The organism is Agromyces sp. P2_B3, assembly GCF_056404815.1.
Window position 1 is genome coordinate 44,935 of sequence record NZ_JBFUDH010000011.1, and the last position, 14,276, is coordinate 59,210.

Here is a 14,276-nt window from a genome sequence, read left to right on the forward strand (position 1 = left end):
CGCCTCGCGGCGTCTCTCGCCGCCCCGCGCCGCCTCAGTGCGCGTGGGCGAGCAGCCAGTCCATCGCGTCGGGCACCGTGTGGAGCACCGAGACGTGCCCGTCGTCGAGGCGCATCCACAGGGAGGCGTCGGGCAGGCGGCTGAGCATCCACGCCGCGTGCCGCCGTGGCACCACGCGGTCGCCCTCGCCCTGCACGAGGAGCACCGGCACGCGCACGTTCTCGAGCTCGAACCCCCATGGACGCGTGAAGGCGACGTCGTCGTCGATGAGCCCGTCGTTCCCGAACGCCTCGGAGGCGGCGACATCCGCGCCGAGTGCCGACCAGGCGCCATCGAGCGCCTCGAAGTCGGCGGGCAGGAACTGCTCGGGGTCGAACTCCTCGACCTCGGCGAAGGCCGCGCGCTGCTCTCGACCCTCCCGTGCAGCGAGCAGCCCGCCGGGTGAGCGCATGCCCGAGAACCAGTCGAACGCGTCGGTGTACGGCGCGATGCCCGCGAGCGTGACGACCGCGGTCACCCGCTCTGGAAGCAGCGCGGCCCCGGCCAGGGCGTGCGGCCCGCCTCCCGACGCGCCCATCGCGGCGAAGCGCCCGACGCCGAACGCGTCGGCGACCGCGGCTGCGTCGGCTGCGGCCGAGGCGACGTCGCGGCCGGGATTCGGCGAGGATCCCCCGTACGACGGTCGCCCGTACGAGAGCACCCGGATGCCGCGCGCCGCCGCCGCGGCCAGCACCGGCTCGAGCGGAGCACCCGTCTGCGGCGAACCGTGGTGCCAGACGAGCACCGGGCCCGCCGCGGCATCCGACCGGCTCGCGGCATCGGCTCCGTTCGCGGCATCCGCCCCGCTGTCGTAGGCGCGGAGCACGCGCCCGTCGTCGAGCCGCACGTCGATCGCCTGCACCACGTGGATCCTCCCGTCAACCCGCACGTCCGCTTCGGACACCAAGCCTAGGCTGGGCGGGTGATCGGCGGCTTCTTCTCAGGTGTGCGGATGCTCGTGCGCGGCTTCGGCTTCTGGGCGCGACGCCCCGGCGTCATGCTGCTCGGGCTGATCCCGGCCGCCGTCGTGTTCCTGCTCGTGGCCGGCGCGCTCGTCGCCCTCGGCTTCGGCCTGCCCGGCATCACCGACTGGCTGACGCCGTTCGCCGACGAGTGGGTCGACCCGTGGCCGACGATCATCCGCAGCGCGATCGGCGCCATCCTGTTCGGCGCCGCCGTGGTGCTCGCGGCCGTGACCTTCACGGCGGTCACGCTCGCGGTGGGCGACCCCTTCTACGAACGCATCTGGCGTGCCGTCGAGGTCGAGCTCGGCGGCAGCGTGCCCGAGCATGGCACGGGCTTCTGGCGCTCGGTGCGCGACTCGGCCGCGCTCATCGGGCTCGGCGTCTTCGCCGCGATGGGGGTCGCCGTCACCGGCTTCATCCCCGTCGTCGGCGCCGTGCTGGCGCCCGTGCTCGGCGTCGTGCTCTCGGGGCGGCTACTGGCCATGGAACTCAGCTCGCGGGCGTTCGAGGCCCGTGGCATCCCGGCATCCGATCGGCGGATGCTGCTGCGCGGCCACCGGGCGAAGGTGCTCGGCTTCGGCGTGGCCACCCAGCTCTGCTTCATGGTGCCGCTCGGGGCGGTGCTGGTGATGCCCGCGGCGGTCGCAGGGTCGACGATGCTCGCCCGCTCGGTGCTCGACGCCGCCGGCGTCGCCGGTGTCGGCGGTGTCGGCGGCGCGGGCGCCCCCGTGCGCTCGGTCGACGCGTAGCAGGCCCCGACCCGGCGCCGCGGCATCCGCCCCGCCCCGCAGCGGCGAAATGTAGGAACATCCGCGCGGCACGCCGGTCGAAACGGATGCCACGCGCGGCGCGTCGCCCCGAACTTCCTCCATTTCGGCGGGGCGGGGCGCGGCCGTTTCGGGGGGGGGGCGGCGGCAGAGCCGAGTGGATCGGGGGCGCCAAGCTGCTCAGGCCGGCACGCCCCCGGGCGCGCGCCCGTCGAAGAGCAGCATCGGCACCGGACCGAACGGCATCGACCGCACGCGCAGCCGCCGGATGTCGCGGCCGATGAAGCCCGCCTCGGCGAGCGCCCGCTCGGTGTCGCGGTCCCAGTGGCATCCGTGGCAGACACGCTTCGAGATGGGCGTGGCGACGCGCTGCACCGCCCGCTTCAGCGTGCGCGACGGGGCGAGCACGTGGTCGACGAACACGACGCGACCGCCGGGCACCAGCACCCGGCGCACCTCGGCGAGGGCGGCGGCGGGGTCGCCGACCGAGCAGAGCACGTAGGTGCCGACGACGGCGTCGACCGAGGCATCGGGCAGCGGGATGCGCTCGGCGTGCGCGTCGAGCGGCGCGGCCTCGTGCCGCCACTCCCGCGCCCTGATCGCGAGCTCGGCCCTCCGCTTGGCGTCGGGCTCGAGCCCCTGCCACTGCACGTCGGGATCGAACGCGCCGAAGTTGGCGCCGTCGCCCGCGCCGATCTCGAGCACGCGACCGCGCACCCGCCCCACGAACTCGCGCTCGAGGTCGTCGAGCGCGTCGTCGTCGATGAGGGGCGTCGTCACCATCGCACGGTACCGCGCGAGGCCCGATGCGTCAGCCCCGCGTCAGGCCCGGTCGGCGCCCGGGTCAGCCCTGCACGCGCCCCGAGCCGGCCGCGATGCGCTTCAGCAGCGGCGGCTTCGCGAGCACCCACGCCACGACCATGAGGGCGACGGATGCCGCGAACACCGTGAATCCGACCCAGTCGTCGGCGTCGCGCGCGGCGTACATCTGGTTGAGCTTCACCAGCGCGCCCGTGGTGAGCACGAGCACCACGTGCACGAAGACGAACGCGAGGAAGAACAGCATCGTCGGGTAGTGCAGCGACTTGGCGACCTTCTCGGGGAAGGCTCGCACGAGCGAGCCCTCGAGCGGCCAGGCCGACGAGAGCCGCAGCCCGGTGGCGATTGCGATCGGCGACGCGATGAACACGATCGCGAAGTAGGCCAGCTGCTGCAGCGAGTTGTAGACGACCCACGAGTCCTCGGTGGGCCAGTCGAGCGAGGCGTACTGCAGCGCCGCCGACAGCGCGTTCGGCACGACGGCCCAGTCCGTGGGCACGATGCGCAGCCACTGCCCGGTCGCGAAGAGCAGCACGACGTAGATCACGCCGTTGAGCACCCAGAACGCGTCGAGCCAGAGGTGGAACCAGAGGAAGATGCCCATGCGACGCGGGTTGCGCCGCGTGCGGAGCCAGCGCGTGTTGTCGCGGGTCCAGAAGCCCGGAGGGCGCTGCTTCGAGCGGAGCTGGAAGCCCGTGCGGATGACGAGCAGCAGGAAGAACGAGTTGAGGAAGTGCTGCCAGCCGAGCCACGCCGGGATGCCGACGGGGGTGCCCTCGGGCGGCGGGAGGATGCCCGGGTAGGTGTCGAGGAACTGCTCGACGGCCGGGAGCGTGCGGAGCCACCGGGCGAGGAGCACGACGACGACGAGCGCCACGAGGGCGATCGCGACCGACCAGAGCACCCGAACGCGCTGCGCCTTCCACCAGTCGGCGGCACGGGCGACGCGGCTGGGCTTCGGCGTGGTCACGGTCATCTCCGGGGCGGTTCCTTCTGGGGACGTGTGGGTCCGTCGCGACGGCCGGGCGCGGGCGCGCCGACCGCGGCGGTGAACAGCGGATGCCTCGACGATAGCGTCGGCGGCCGGGAGCGCGAAGTCCACGCGCAACAGCACGCCACACCGCGGGGTGGCCGGTCACGCGACCGGCTCACAGCGTCCGGCAGTAGGGTTGCGGCCACGGGGCCGTCCAGGCTCCCGATCAAAGGGCGTCACCGTGTCAGACAAGTCACCGAAGAAGTCGTCCAGCAAGACCGCAGCGTCGAAGACGCTCAAGGAGAAACGCGCCGACAAGAAGGCGAAGGTCGCCGGCCGCGCCGGCAACGACGTCACGGACGCGACCCACCGCAAGTAGCGGGGAACGATGAGGGCGCCGCTCCGGTTCACGGACGGCGCCCTTCGTCGTCGCTCCCGCGGGATGGTGTGCGCTCCCTTGACGCCGGACGCGGCCGGGAGGAGGCTCGCGACGAGGCATCCGCCGACGATCCCGCCGACGCCTCCGCTCGAGAGGGAGGGCTCATGACGCGGCCGATCGAAGGCGTCGGGACCAACGTGGCGGCGTTCGTCGGGCTCGCCGAGGAGGGCCCGTTCGAGACGCCCGACACGTTCGACGGCTGGGGCACCGACGAGGACGAGCTCTTCGACCGGCTGCGCGCCCGGTCGCAGGGCCGCGCCCTGCGGAGCTTCTTCGAGAACGGCGGCACCACCGCGGTGGCGATCCAGGTCGAGGACGCGGGCGTGACGGCGGTCCGGTCGGGCCTCACGGCCCTCGACGACGTGGACGTCAACCTGCTCGTGCTGCCGTCCGAGTCCGCCGAACGCGAGGACGCCCGCGAGGTCGTCGCCGAGGCGGTCGCGTTCTGCGAACGTCGGCGGGCGATGCTCCTCGTCGACCCGCCGTCGTCGTGGACGAGCGCGGCGCAGATGGCGGCCGCCCTGTCGGATGGCGCCGCCGCCGCCGTCGGCACCACCAGCCCGAACGCCGCCCTGTACGCACCGCGGCTGCGTCATGCCGATCCGGCGCAGGGCGCTGCGGATGCGCCATTCCCACCCTCGGGCACGGTGGCCGGCGTGATCGCACGCACCGACGCGGCGCAGGGCGTCTGGGCCGCACCGGCCGGGCAGGAGTCCGAGGTGCTCGGCGTCGAGCTGGAGTTCGAGCTCGAGCAGGACGACGTGCGGGAGTTCGGCGCGCGGGGAGTGAACGCCCTGCGCACCTTTCCCGGGCGGCGTCCCATCGTGTGGGGCGCGCGCACGCTCGCGGCGGGCGGGCCCGACTCGGGCGAGTGGAAGTACGTGCCCGTGCGACGCACCGCGCTGTTCCTCGAGGCGAGCATCGAGCGGGGCCTCGCCTGGACGGTGTTCGAACCGAACGACGAGCCGCTCTGGCAGGAGGTCCGCGAGTCCGTCGGCGCGTTCCTACACGGTCTCTTCCGGGCGGGCGCCTTCCACGGCCACTCCTCCTCGGACGCGTTCTTCGTTCGATGCGATCGCGGCACCATGACGCAGGGAGAGATCGACGCCGGAGAGCTGCTCGTGCTCGTGGGGTTCGCCCCGATCCGGCCGGCCGAGTTCGTCGTGCTGCGCATCTGGGCGCGGGCGCTGCCACCGAGGTGAGCGGATGCCGCGAGCCCTCGCCCGCGGCATCCGCTCGCCGTTCGGCGCGGCCCGCCCCTACTCGGCTCCGCCGAAGAACGCCCGGAGGTCGCCGACGACGAGTTCGGGACGCTCGAGCGCGGCGAAGTGCCCGCCCTCGTCGAACCGGCTCCAGTGCACGATGTTCGTGTTGTCGCGCTCGGCGAACACCTTGATGGTCTGGAAGTCGTCCTTGAAGACGGCCACGCCGGTGCGCGCGGCGCTCACCTGCGGCTCTGCCTCGGCGCGCGCGTTGTCGAAGTAGCTGCGGCTCATCCCCGCGGCGGCATTCGCGAACCAGTTCACGCTCACCTCGGTGAGGATCTTCTCGAGCGGCACGAGCGAGGTCCCGTTGCCGAACGAGTTGAACAGCTCGCTGTAGGCGAGCAGGCCGACGGGCGAGTCGCTGAGGCCGACCGCCACGGTCTGCGGGCGGGAGGCGTTCATCGTGTTGTATCCGCCCACCGACTGGAACCACTGCATGTGCTCGAGACCCGCGTAGTCCTGGGGCTCGAGCCGCTCGAACTCGCTCGGGTCGCCCGACGGGAACGAGAAGAGCTGCAGCACGTGCAGGCCGAGGAAGCCCTCGGGATCGAGCAGCCCCAGCTCGCGGGCGACCATCGCGCCGTTGTCGGAGCCGTGGATGCCGTACTCGGCGTACCCGAGGCGGCGCATGAGCGCGTCGTACGCCCGAGCCACGCGGGCGGTTGTCCAGCCGGCCTCGGCGACCGGGTTCGAGAAGCCGTAGCCGGGGGCATCCGGGATCACGACGTCGAACGCGTCCTCGGCGCGGCCGCCGTGCGCGACCGGGTCGACGAGCGGACCGATGAGGTCGAGGTAGTCGACGGACGACCCGGGGTAGGTGTGCGCGAGCAGCAGCGGCGTCGCCTCGGGGTGCTCCGAGCGCACGTGGATGAAGTGGATCGGCTGCCCGTCGATCTCGGTCATGAAGTGCGGCACGGCGTTGATGCGGGCCTCCTGGGCGCGCCAGTCGTAGCCGGTGCGCCACTGCTCGACGGCGTCGCGGAGGTAGGCGTTCGGGGTGCCGGCGTCCCAGTCGTCGACCGGGGCGGGCTGCGGCAGCCGGGTGCGGGCGAGCCGTTCCATGAGGTCGTCGAGCTCGGCCTGGGCGACCTCGACGCGGAAGGGGCGGATGTCGGTGGAAGCGGTGGAAGCGGTGGTGTTCGTCATGTCTTCGACGGTACGGTGCATATAGGCACGTTCAGTTCCTAATGGCCGGGAAAGGTGCAGGAGATGTCGGATACCGCCGCACGCCTGCTCGCCCTGCTCTCGCTGCTGCAGACGCGCCCCGACTGGAGCGGCACCGAGCTCGCGCAGCGCCTCGGTGTCTCGACGCGCACCATCCGCAACGACATCGACCGCCTGCGCGAGCTCGACTACCCGGTCGACGCCACGCGCGGCGCGGCCGGCGGCTACCGCTTGGGCGCGGGCGGCAAGCTGCCGCCGCTGCTGCTCGACGACGAGGAGGCGATCGCCGTGGCCGTCGGCCTGCGCGCCGCCACGGGCATCGCGGGCATCGGCGAGTCCAGCGCCCGCGCACTGTCCAAGCTCGAGCAGGTGCTGCCCTCGCGCCTGCGCCCCACGGTCGCGGCGATCGGCTCGGTCGTCGATCGCGCCCCCGAGAACGTCGGCACGGATGCCCCCGACCCCGAGGTCGATCCGGCCGTGCTCGCCGCGATCGCCGCGGCCATCCGCGACGAGGAGTGGCTGCGCTTCGACGACCGCGGCACGGCCCGGCTCGTCGAGCCGTACCGGCTGCTCAGCTGGCAGCGGCGCTGGTATCTCGTCGCTCGCGACCCGGCCTCGGGCGAATGGGGCGTCTTCCGGGCGGACTGGATCGAGCCGCGGATGCCGACCCGTCGCCGCTTCTCCCCCGCACCGCTGCCCGGCGGGGACTACACGGCCTTCGCCATGCGCTCGATCGCGATGAGCGGCTGGAACGTGCACGCACGCCTGCGGGTCGCCGCCCCCGCAGCCGCGGTGATCGCGCGCATCAACCCCACTGTCGGCGTGGTGGAGGCCGTCGGGGACGACGCATCGGTGCTCGTCACCGGCGCCGACTCGCTCGACACGGTCGCCGCCTACATCGGCATGCTGAACATGGACTTCACTGTCGAGTCGCCGGCCGAGCTCGTTCCGCTGCTCCGCACCCTCTCCGAGCGCTACGCTCGGGCCGCGGAAGGTGGGAGGGTGGACCGATGACGACGATCGAGCGGCACCTCGACATCGCGGCCGCGCCCGAGGTCGTGTTCGACCTCATCGCCGACCTGCACGACTACGGCTGGCTGCCGCCCTCGGGCGACTACGACGGCACGAGCGAGATCTCTCCGCCGCCCGTCGCCGTCGGAACGACCTACGTCGAGCACAGCCGTGCCGGCGTCCGCCGCGGCGTCGTGATCGCCCTCGCCCGACCCGACGTCATCGCGTTCCGGCAGCCGATGACGCTCCGGCCGCGCGCCGCCGGCACCATCGACGCGACCGTCTCGATGTCGGTCGCGGCGACGGCCACGGGGTCGCGCGTCACGCGAACCGTCGAGCTCGGCATCCCGAGGCGCCTCGCGCCGGCGCGGTCGATCATCGTCGGGCGCTACACGAGCGAGAGCGAGCGGATGCTCACCGCCCTCAAGGCGCACGCCGAGCACTGAACGCGTGCCGGGCGCAGAACGTGCGGCGAGCGCAGCTCAGACGGCGAGCGGCGGCCGGAGCAGTTCGATCGCCTCGTCAGGTGCGGCCGCGGCATCCGACCCGACGTCATCGATGCGGTTGGTGCGATCGACGTGCACGATGCGGGGCCGCCAGGCACGCGCCGCGGCGTCGTCGAACTGGGCGTAGGAGATGACGATCACCACGTCGCCCTCGTGCACCAGGTGCGCGGCCGCGCCGTTGATACCGAGCACGCCGCTGCCGCGTTCGCCCTCGATCACGTAGGTCTCGAGGCGTGCCCCGTTCGTCACGTCGACGACGGCGACCTGCTCGCCGGGCAGCAGCTCGGCGGCATCCATCAGGTCTCGGTCGATCGTGATCGAGCCGACGTAGTGCAGGTCGGCGTGCGTCACGGTGGCGCGGTGGATCTTGGACTTCAGCATGGTGCGCAACACGTCCGAGAGCCTAGCGGCCGCGGTCGGTCGGATGCCGCTCGGTGACGGCAGGCGACGGATGCCGCTCCGACGCGCGCGAGCAGTGCGAGCCGCCGAGCCCTAGCCGCCGAGCCCGATCCGGTCGGGCACGGCGCCCGCGACCGTCGGGAGCCACGACTCGACGTCGGGCCATGCGCGACCCGTGGGGAGGTGCCGCAGCAACCCGGCGAGTGAGGCGTCGGCGTCGGGCCACGGGATGACGCGGGTCGGCGACTCCGACGCGAGCACGCCGAGCCACCAGTGCTTCCAGGTCACGGGCAGGGTCTCGGGGTGGATGACCACGTAGTAGTCGGGCACCGCGATGCCGTGCCGCTCGGCGGCCTCGACCGCGCGGTCGATCTCCAGTTCGAGCACGCCGTACGTCGACTGGTCGTCGAAGAACTCGACCCAGGCGGCGGCCACGTGACCGAGCGGGTCGCGGTCGTGCACCACGTACGGTGCGGCCGCGGCCGCCGACCAACGGGCGACCTCGTCGTCGGATGCCGCGTCGAAGGTCGCCGCGCGCACGTTGGCGAACCCCTCCAGGGCGTGGATGGCCGACGTCGCCTCATCTCCGACGACGACCAGGGTGGTGCTGGCCGGTGCCTCCATTTCCGCATTGTACGTCCGCCCGCGACGTCCGCCGGCAGGTCGCTCAGGCGATCCGCAGCACCACGTTGCCGGTCTTGTGGCCGGCGTCGACGTACCGGTGCGCCTCGACGATGTCGTCGAGCGGGTAGGTGCGATCGACGACCGGCCGGAAGCGACCCTCCTCGGCGAGGGCGACGAGGCCGTCCAGGTCGTCGTGCGTGACGGGTGCACCGGTGAACGTGACGAGCTTGCCGCTGCGGCGGGAGTTCCGCCTGGCGGAGGTCATGCTCGAGAGGTCGGCGATGACGAGGAGCAGGGCGCCGCCCGGCTTCAGGAGGTGCTCGACGCGATCGAACGACGCGTTGCCCACGCAGTCGACGATGACGTCGTAGGCGCCAGGCACCTGCGTGAAATCCTCGGCGCCGTAGTCGATGACGTGAGCCGCGCCGAGCTCCGCGGCGAGCGCGACGTTGCGGGCGCCGCAGACGGCGGTGACGGTCGCGCCCCGCGCCGCCGCGAGCTGCACGGCGGCGGTGCCGACGGCGCTCGAGGCGCCGTTGACGAGCACCTCGGTACCCGGACCGATGGGCACCAGGCCGAGGAAGGCGAGGGCGGTGTGCCCGCCGAACAGGAGCGCCGCGGCCTCGCCCATGTCGAGGTTGCGGGGCTTCCGCGCGATGGCCTTGCCCTGCGGAACACGGGCGTACTCGGCGTGGCCGCCGAAGTCGCCGCCGAGCATCGCGATGACCTCGTCGCCGGGCGCGAACCCGGTCACGTCGTCGCCGACCGACTCGACCACGCCGGCGATGTCCATGCCGAGCACCCGCTTGCGCGGCCGGAAGACGCCGAGCGCGATCGGGATGAAGAGCCACAGCCCCTTCGGCAGGTCGCGGCTGCGAGTGCGGTGGTCGGCGATGCTCACGGTGCTCGCATGCACCCGCACGAGGAGCTCGTCGGCCTTCGGGACCGGAACCGGCACCCGCTCGAGGTGCACGACCTCGGGAGGCCCGAAGCGTCGGTGCACCGCCGCGGTCATCGTCCTCGTGGTCGTCGTGGTCCCCGTCTGCGATGCGTGCGTCATTTCCGAGCTCCAACCTTACGTTGTATGTCTTACGACGTAAGGTACGCTCGAGCCACGCGATTGTCGAGAGGATTCCCGATGTCGACCACAGGGCAGGCGACCAGGCGGCGAGCGCCGCTCACGCGTGACCGGGTGCTGCGCACGGCGGTCGACCTGGCCGACTCGGGCGGCATCGACGCCCTCACCATCCGGCGCCTGGGCGAGCAGCTCGGCGTCGAGGCCATGTCGGTCTACCACCACGTGCCGAGCAAGGAGGCCATCCTCGACGGGGTGGTCGACCTCGTGTTCGCCGAGGTCGAGGCGGCCGTCGGCGGCTTCGAGGTGCCCGAGGCGGATGCCGCGTGGAAGGCCGCACTCCGCGAACGCATCCTCGCCGCGCGAGGGGTGATGCTGCGGCATCCGTGGCTGCCGGGCGTGATGGACTCACGGCAGGGCCTCGGGCTGACGACCGCGAGGTACGTCGATTCGGTCGTCGGCACGCTGCGCTCGGGGGGACTGTCGTACGACCTCATCCACCACGCGATGCACGCGCTCGGCAGCCGCATGTTCGGCTTCTCGCAGGAGCTCGGCGAGAACGCCGGCGACGACGGGTCGGGCGACCCCGATGAGCTGGCGCAGATGGCCGCCCAGGTGCCCCACCTCGCCGAGATGCTGTCGGTCGTGCGCCACGACGACCCCGAGTCGACCCTCGGCTGGTGTGACGACCAATTCGAGTTCGAGTTCGGGCTCGACCTCATCCTCGACGGCATCGAACGCGCCGGCCGACGGGACTGAGTCCTCAGCTGACGAGCCGCGCCGCCTCGTCGGCACCCGCCTCGAGGCCCGGGAGCACCACGGCGAAGTCCGCACCGCCGACGGTGCGCACGCGCCACGCGGCATCCGCCCGGTCGACGTACGACGACGACGCGTTCTCGAGCTTCGGGTAGTGCCGGGGCTCGTGCCCGCTGATCTCTGCGAGCGTGTGCCGGATGAGCGTGCCGTGGGCCACCGCGATCACGCGCGCGCCGGGATGATCGTCGGCGATGCGCTCGAGACCCCGGACCCCGCGCGCACCGACCTCGTCGTCGGGCTCCTTGCCGGCCCACTCGCGGTCGGGCCAGCGCACGTACAGCTCCGAGACGTGCGTGCCCTCGGCGACGCCGAAGTCCTGCTCGAGGAGCTCGTCGTAGGTGCCGCCGAGTGGCACGCCGAGGGCGGCCGCGATGATCTCCGCCGTCTCGCGTGCCCGGCCGAGCGGTGAGCTCACGACGACGTCCCACGGCTCGCCGGCGAGCGCGGATGCCGCCAGGCGGGCCTGCTCGCGACCCGTCGCGTTGAGGGGGATGTCGGTGCGGCCCTGCATGCGCAGCGCCAGGTTCCAGTCGGTCTGTCCGTGGCGGATGAGGGCGAGCAGCATCGTTCCAGCCTACGGGCCGCACGCTGAGCGGATGCCGCGTGGTGGCGGTCCCACGGCCACGCTCGTGCGCGTGCGCCTCAGCCGATCGGACGAGGGAGTTCGGGCCGCGAGGCCGATGCGGCGGCGCGGGCCGGCGACGAGCATCGAGCCATGAAGAAGTCGGAATGGCTCGCCCCTTCAGGGCTCATCGTGCTCAGCCTGGTGCCCGTCCTCGCCGGGTCCATGCGGCTCACCGAGCTCGCCGGCGGTGGCACCGTGACCGCCGAGAATGCCCGGTTCTTCGATTCGCCGGTCCCGGTGGTGACGCACATCGTCGCGTCGAGCGTGTTCCTCGTGCTCGGCGCGCTCCAGTTCGCGCCGTCGCTGCGGCGGCGCCGCTGGCACCGGGTCGCCGGCCGCGTGCTCGTGCCGGCCGGCCTGCTGTCGGCCCTGTCCGCGCTGTGGATGACCCTGTTCTACGCCCTGCCCGCGGTGAACGGCGTCGCGATGTTCGTCATGCGCCTCGGCTTCGGCACCGCGATGGCGGCGTTCATCGTGCTCGGGTTCACGGCGATCCGGCGCGGCGATGTCACGACCCACAGCGCGTGGATGACCCGCGCCTACGCGATCGGTCTCGGCGCCGGCACCCAGGTGCTCACCTTCCTGCCGTGGACGCTCGTGTTCGGGGCACCGGGCCAGGCGATGCACGCCGTGCTCATGGGGGCCGGATGGGTGATCAACCTCGCCGTGGCCGAGGTCGTGATCCGCCGGCGCGCCGCCCTCGGCCGCCGCTCCCCCGCTGCGCCTCGCCGGGCCGGTGTGCTCGGTGCGCCCCTATCATGAGGGCATGACGAGCCCCCTCCGCTCGATCTGGGATGCGCCGGCGGCCACACCGCGTCCTCCCCGACGCGTCTGGCGCGACTGGGTGCTCGTCGCGGTGGTGCCGATGGCGGCCGTCGTCGAGGCGGCGGCCCGTCCCGAGGTCCCGTCGCGCTGGGTGTGGGCGGTCGTGCTCACCGCGATCGCGCCGACGCTGCTCTGGCGCCGCACGCACCCGCTCGCCATGCTCGCGATCGCCTTCGGCCTGGGATCGGTGTTCACCGTCGTCACGGGCGGCGATCCCGAGCTCGTCGCCACCGCCGCCATGCTCCTGCTCGTCTACGCGGCCGTGCGCTGGGGCTCGGGGCGCGCCATGGTGGGCGGTGCCGCGCTGGTGCTGGCCTCGTCGGCGCTCTCGTTCGCGTACGGCCCGTTCACCCTGGCCGACCTCATCGGCGCGGTCGCCGTGCTGGCCACCACGATCAGCCTCGGGGTGGCGTTCCGCTGGCGGGCCGCTGCCCGCGCCCGCGAGCTCGACCGGGTCAAGCTCCTCGAACGCGAGCAGCTGGCCCGCGACCTGCACGACACCGTGGCGCACCACGTCTCGGCGATCGCGATCCAGGCGCAGGCGGGCACCGCGGTGGCCGCCACCGACCCCGACGCCGCCGCCCGCGTGCTGCGGGTCATCGAGGCTGAGGCATCCCGCACCCTCGACGAGATGCGCTCGATGGTGCGCATCCTGCGTCGCGACGAGGCGGTCGAGCCTGCTGGCACCGCCGGCGCGGCGGGCACGGCGGCGGCCGACCGCGCCCCCAGCCCCGCCATCGCCGACCTCCGGAGGCTGGCCGTGGGCGGCGGTGCCGGGGAGCTCGGTGCCGGGGCGGTCGGTGCCGGGGAGGTCGGTGCCGGGCGCGAGACCGCCGGCCCGGTCGTCGACGTGCGACTCGAGGGCGATCTCGCCGCCGTTCCGCCGGTCGTGGCCGCGACGGTCTACCGCATCGCCCAGGAGGGCGTGACGAACGCCCGACGCCACGCGCGGGGCGCCACCCGGGTCGACGTGGCCGTCGTCGCCGACGCCGACGGGATCCGGGTCGACGTGCACGACGACGGCGAGCCCGCGGCATCCGGGACGCCCGGCTACGGCCTCCGTGGCATGGCCGAGCGCGCCGCCCTGCTCGGCGGCACCTTCACGGCCGGTGCCGCACCCGGAGGCGGCTGGTCGGTCGCCGTGGCCCTCCCCCGCGCCGGATGGTCCACATGAGCGTGCGCGTGCTCATCGCCGACGACCAGGAGCTCGTGCGCACCGGCCTGCGCATGATCCTCGACGCGCAGCCCGGCATCGAGGTCGTCGGCGAGGCGAACGACGGGGCCGAGGCGGTGTCGCTCGCCCGCGACATCCAGCCCGACGTGTGCCTCTTCGACATCCGGATGCCGGTGCTCGACGGCATCGCGGCGACGCTCGCCCTCGCCGGGCCCGGCGTCGAGCACCCGATCCCCGTCGTGGTGATCACCACGTTCGACCTCGACGAGTACGTGTACGCCGCCCTGCGCGCCGGGGCCCGCGGATTCCTGCTCAAGAACGCCGGTCCCGCCTTGTTGGCCCAGGCCGTGCACGCGGCGGCGCGCGGCGACGCGCTCATCGACCCCAACGTCACGGTGCGGCTCATCGAGACGTTCGCGGGGTCGGCGTCCGCCTCGCCCGCCGCCGCCCCGACCCCGCCGGCGCAGCCCATCGAGCCGCTCACCCCGCGCGAGGAGGACGTGCTCGCCGCGGTCGCACGCGGCCTCGGCAACCCCGAGGTCGCGAGCGAGCTGCACATCTCGCTCAGCACCGTCAAGACGCACCTGGCGAGCCTCATGGCCAAGGTCGGCGCGCGCAACCGCGTCGAGGTGGCCATCTGGGCGTACGAGAGCGGTCGTGCCGGCGCCAACGGAGCATCCCGGGTCAGGACCGACCCTGACGCGAGCTGAGCGGCGCTCACGTAGCGTCGGGCGCATCGCCGTTCGGCGTCGAGACCGCGGCGGGACGCGGACGGATGCTGCGTTCCGCC

The 14,276-nt window shown here is 73.1% G+C and carries 17 protein-coding genes; 9 read left to right on the forward strand and 8 right to left on the reverse strand.

Features of this window, described 5'->3' with window-relative positions:
- Positions 1-34: 34 nt before the first annotated feature.
- On the reverse strand, positions 35-943 hold the full coding sequence (locus AC1DZA_RS15200; protein ID WP_476773357.1) for an alpha/beta fold hydrolase: 909 nt from the start codon (positions 941-943) through the stop codon (positions 35-37).
- An 18-nt stretch (positions 944-961) separates the two neighbouring features.
- On the opposite strand from AC1DZA_RS15200, the gene AC1DZA_RS15205 reads away from it, so the two are divergent.
- Positions 962-1,753 carry an EI24 domain-containing protein gene (locus AC1DZA_RS15205; protein ID WP_476762922.1) on the forward strand — a complete coding sequence of 264 codons (792 nt, stop codon included), beginning with the start codon at positions 962-964 and terminating at the stop codon, positions 1,751-1,753.
- Positions 1,754-1,951: 198 nt separating this feature from the next.
- On the opposite strand, the gene AC1DZA_RS15210 is transcribed toward AC1DZA_RS15205, so the two are convergent.
- Entirely contained in the window at positions 1,952-2,551 is a 600-nt protein-coding gene (locus AC1DZA_RS15210; RefSeq protein ID WP_476762923.1) for a class I SAM-dependent methyltransferase, read from the reverse strand.
- A 64-nt stretch (positions 2,552-2,615) separates the two neighbouring features.
- Positions 2,616-3,566 carry a cytochrome b/b6 domain-containing protein gene (locus AC1DZA_RS15215; RefSeq protein WP_476773358.1) on the reverse strand — a complete coding sequence of 317 codons (951 nt, stop codon included), beginning with the start codon at positions 3,564-3,566 and terminating at the stop codon, positions 2,616-2,618.
- 238 nt (positions 3,567-3,804) lie between these two features.
- Between AC1DZA_RS15215 and AC1DZA_RS15220 the strand changes: the two genes are divergently transcribed.
- Both AC1DZA_RS15220 and AC1DZA_RS15225 read left to right on the forward strand, forming a co-directional pair.
- A complete protein-coding gene (locus AC1DZA_RS15220) occupies positions 3,805-3,942 on the forward strand; it encodes a hypothetical protein (RefSeq protein ID WP_170963971.1) in 138 nt (45 codons plus the stop codon).
- Positions 3,943-4,106: 164 nt separating this feature from the next.
- Complete coding sequence (locus tag AC1DZA_RS15225; RefSeq protein ID WP_476773359.1) at positions 4,107-5,204, forward strand: phage tail sheath family protein; 1,098 nt, start codon at positions 4,107-4,109, stop codon at positions 5,202-5,204.
- A 57-nt stretch (positions 5,205-5,261) separates the two neighbouring features.
- Here AC1DZA_RS15225 and AC1DZA_RS15230 read toward each other — a convergent pair whose 3' ends face one another.
- Positions 5,262-6,413 carry an epoxide hydrolase family protein gene (locus AC1DZA_RS15230; protein WP_476773360.1) on the reverse strand — a complete coding sequence of 384 codons (1,152 nt, stop codon included), beginning with the start codon at positions 6,411-6,413 and terminating at the stop codon, positions 5,262-5,264.
- Between the two features lie 63 nt (positions 6,414-6,476).
- Here AC1DZA_RS15230 and AC1DZA_RS15235 point away from each other — a divergent pair, with 63 nt between their 5' ends.
- Both AC1DZA_RS15235 and AC1DZA_RS15240 read left to right on the forward strand, forming a co-directional pair.
- The gene (locus tag AC1DZA_RS15235) at positions 6,477-7,445 is read left to right on the forward strand and encodes a helix-turn-helix transcriptional regulator (RefSeq protein WP_476773361.1); all 969 of its coding nucleotides are present in this window, start codon (positions 6,477-6,479) and stop codon (positions 7,443-7,445) included.
- Complete coding sequence (locus AC1DZA_RS15240) at positions 7,442-7,888, forward strand: SRPBCC family protein (protein WP_476763776.1); 447 nt, start codon at positions 7,442-7,444, stop codon at positions 7,886-7,888. The genes AC1DZA_RS15235 and AC1DZA_RS15240 overlap by 4 nt, the downstream gene beginning before the upstream one ends.
- Before the next feature lie 36 nt (positions 7,889-7,924).
- Here the strand turns inward: AC1DZA_RS15240 and panD are convergent, their stop codons facing one another.
- The 3 genes from panD to AC1DZA_RS15255 all read right to left on the reverse strand — a co-directional run bounded on the left by panD (position 7,925) and on the right by AC1DZA_RS15255 (position 10,031).
- Positions 7,925-8,341 carry an aspartate 1-decarboxylase gene (panD, locus tag AC1DZA_RS15245; RefSeq protein WP_476773362.1) on the reverse strand — a complete coding sequence of 139 codons (417 nt, stop codon included), beginning with the start codon at positions 8,339-8,341 and terminating at the stop codon, positions 7,925-7,927.
- A 99-nt stretch (positions 8,342-8,440) separates the two neighbouring features.
- The gene (locus tag AC1DZA_RS15250; protein WP_159603460.1) at positions 8,441-8,971 is read right to left on the reverse strand and encodes a hypothetical protein; all 531 of its coding nucleotides are present in this window, start codon (positions 8,969-8,971) and stop codon (positions 8,441-8,443) included.
- A 43-nt stretch (positions 8,972-9,014) separates the two neighbouring features.
- A complete protein-coding gene (locus tag AC1DZA_RS15255; RefSeq protein WP_476773363.1) occupies positions 9,015-10,031 on the reverse strand; it encodes an NAD(P)-dependent alcohol dehydrogenase in 1,017 nt (338 codons plus the stop codon).
- Positions 10,032-10,109: 78 nt separating this feature from the next.
- Here AC1DZA_RS15255 and AC1DZA_RS15260 point away from each other — a divergent pair, with 78 nt between their 5' ends.
- Positions 10,110-10,805 (forward strand): TetR/AcrR family transcriptional regulator, encoded by a 696-nt coding sequence (locus AC1DZA_RS15260; RefSeq protein ID WP_476773364.1) that lies wholly within the window; start codon positions 10,110-10,112, stop codon positions 10,803-10,805.
- A gap of 4 nt (positions 10,806-10,809) precedes the next feature.
- Here AC1DZA_RS15260 and AC1DZA_RS15265 read toward each other — a convergent pair whose 3' ends face one another.
- Positions 10,810-11,427, reverse strand: a complete 618-nt coding sequence (locus AC1DZA_RS15265) for a histidine phosphatase family protein (RefSeq protein ID WP_476773365.1) — start codon at positions 11,425-11,427, stop codon at positions 10,810-10,812.
- Positions 11,428-11,577: 150 nt separating this feature from the next.
- Here AC1DZA_RS15265 and AC1DZA_RS15270 point away from each other — a divergent pair, with 150 nt between their 5' ends.
- From AC1DZA_RS15270 to AC1DZA_RS15280, 3 genes are read left to right on the forward strand one after another with little or no spacing between them, the layout of a single operon-like run.
- Positions 11,578-12,249, forward strand: coding sequence for a DUF2306 domain-containing protein (locus tag AC1DZA_RS15270; RefSeq protein ID WP_476773366.1), 672 nt, complete (start codon positions 11,578-11,580; stop codon positions 12,247-12,249).
- A gap of 4 nt (positions 12,250-12,253) precedes the next feature.
- Positions 12,254-13,486: a sensor histidine kinase gene (locus tag AC1DZA_RS15275; protein ID WP_476773367.1), complete on the forward strand. Its 1,233-nt coding sequence runs from the start codon at positions 12,254-12,256 to the stop codon at positions 13,484-13,486.
- Positions 13,483-14,196, forward strand: coding sequence for a response regulator (locus tag AC1DZA_RS15280; RefSeq protein WP_476773368.1), 714 nt, complete (start codon positions 13,483-13,485; stop codon positions 14,194-14,196). Before AC1DZA_RS15275 ends, AC1DZA_RS15280 begins: the two co-directional genes overlap by 4 nt.
- Positions 14,197-14,276 lie beyond the last annotated feature (80 nt).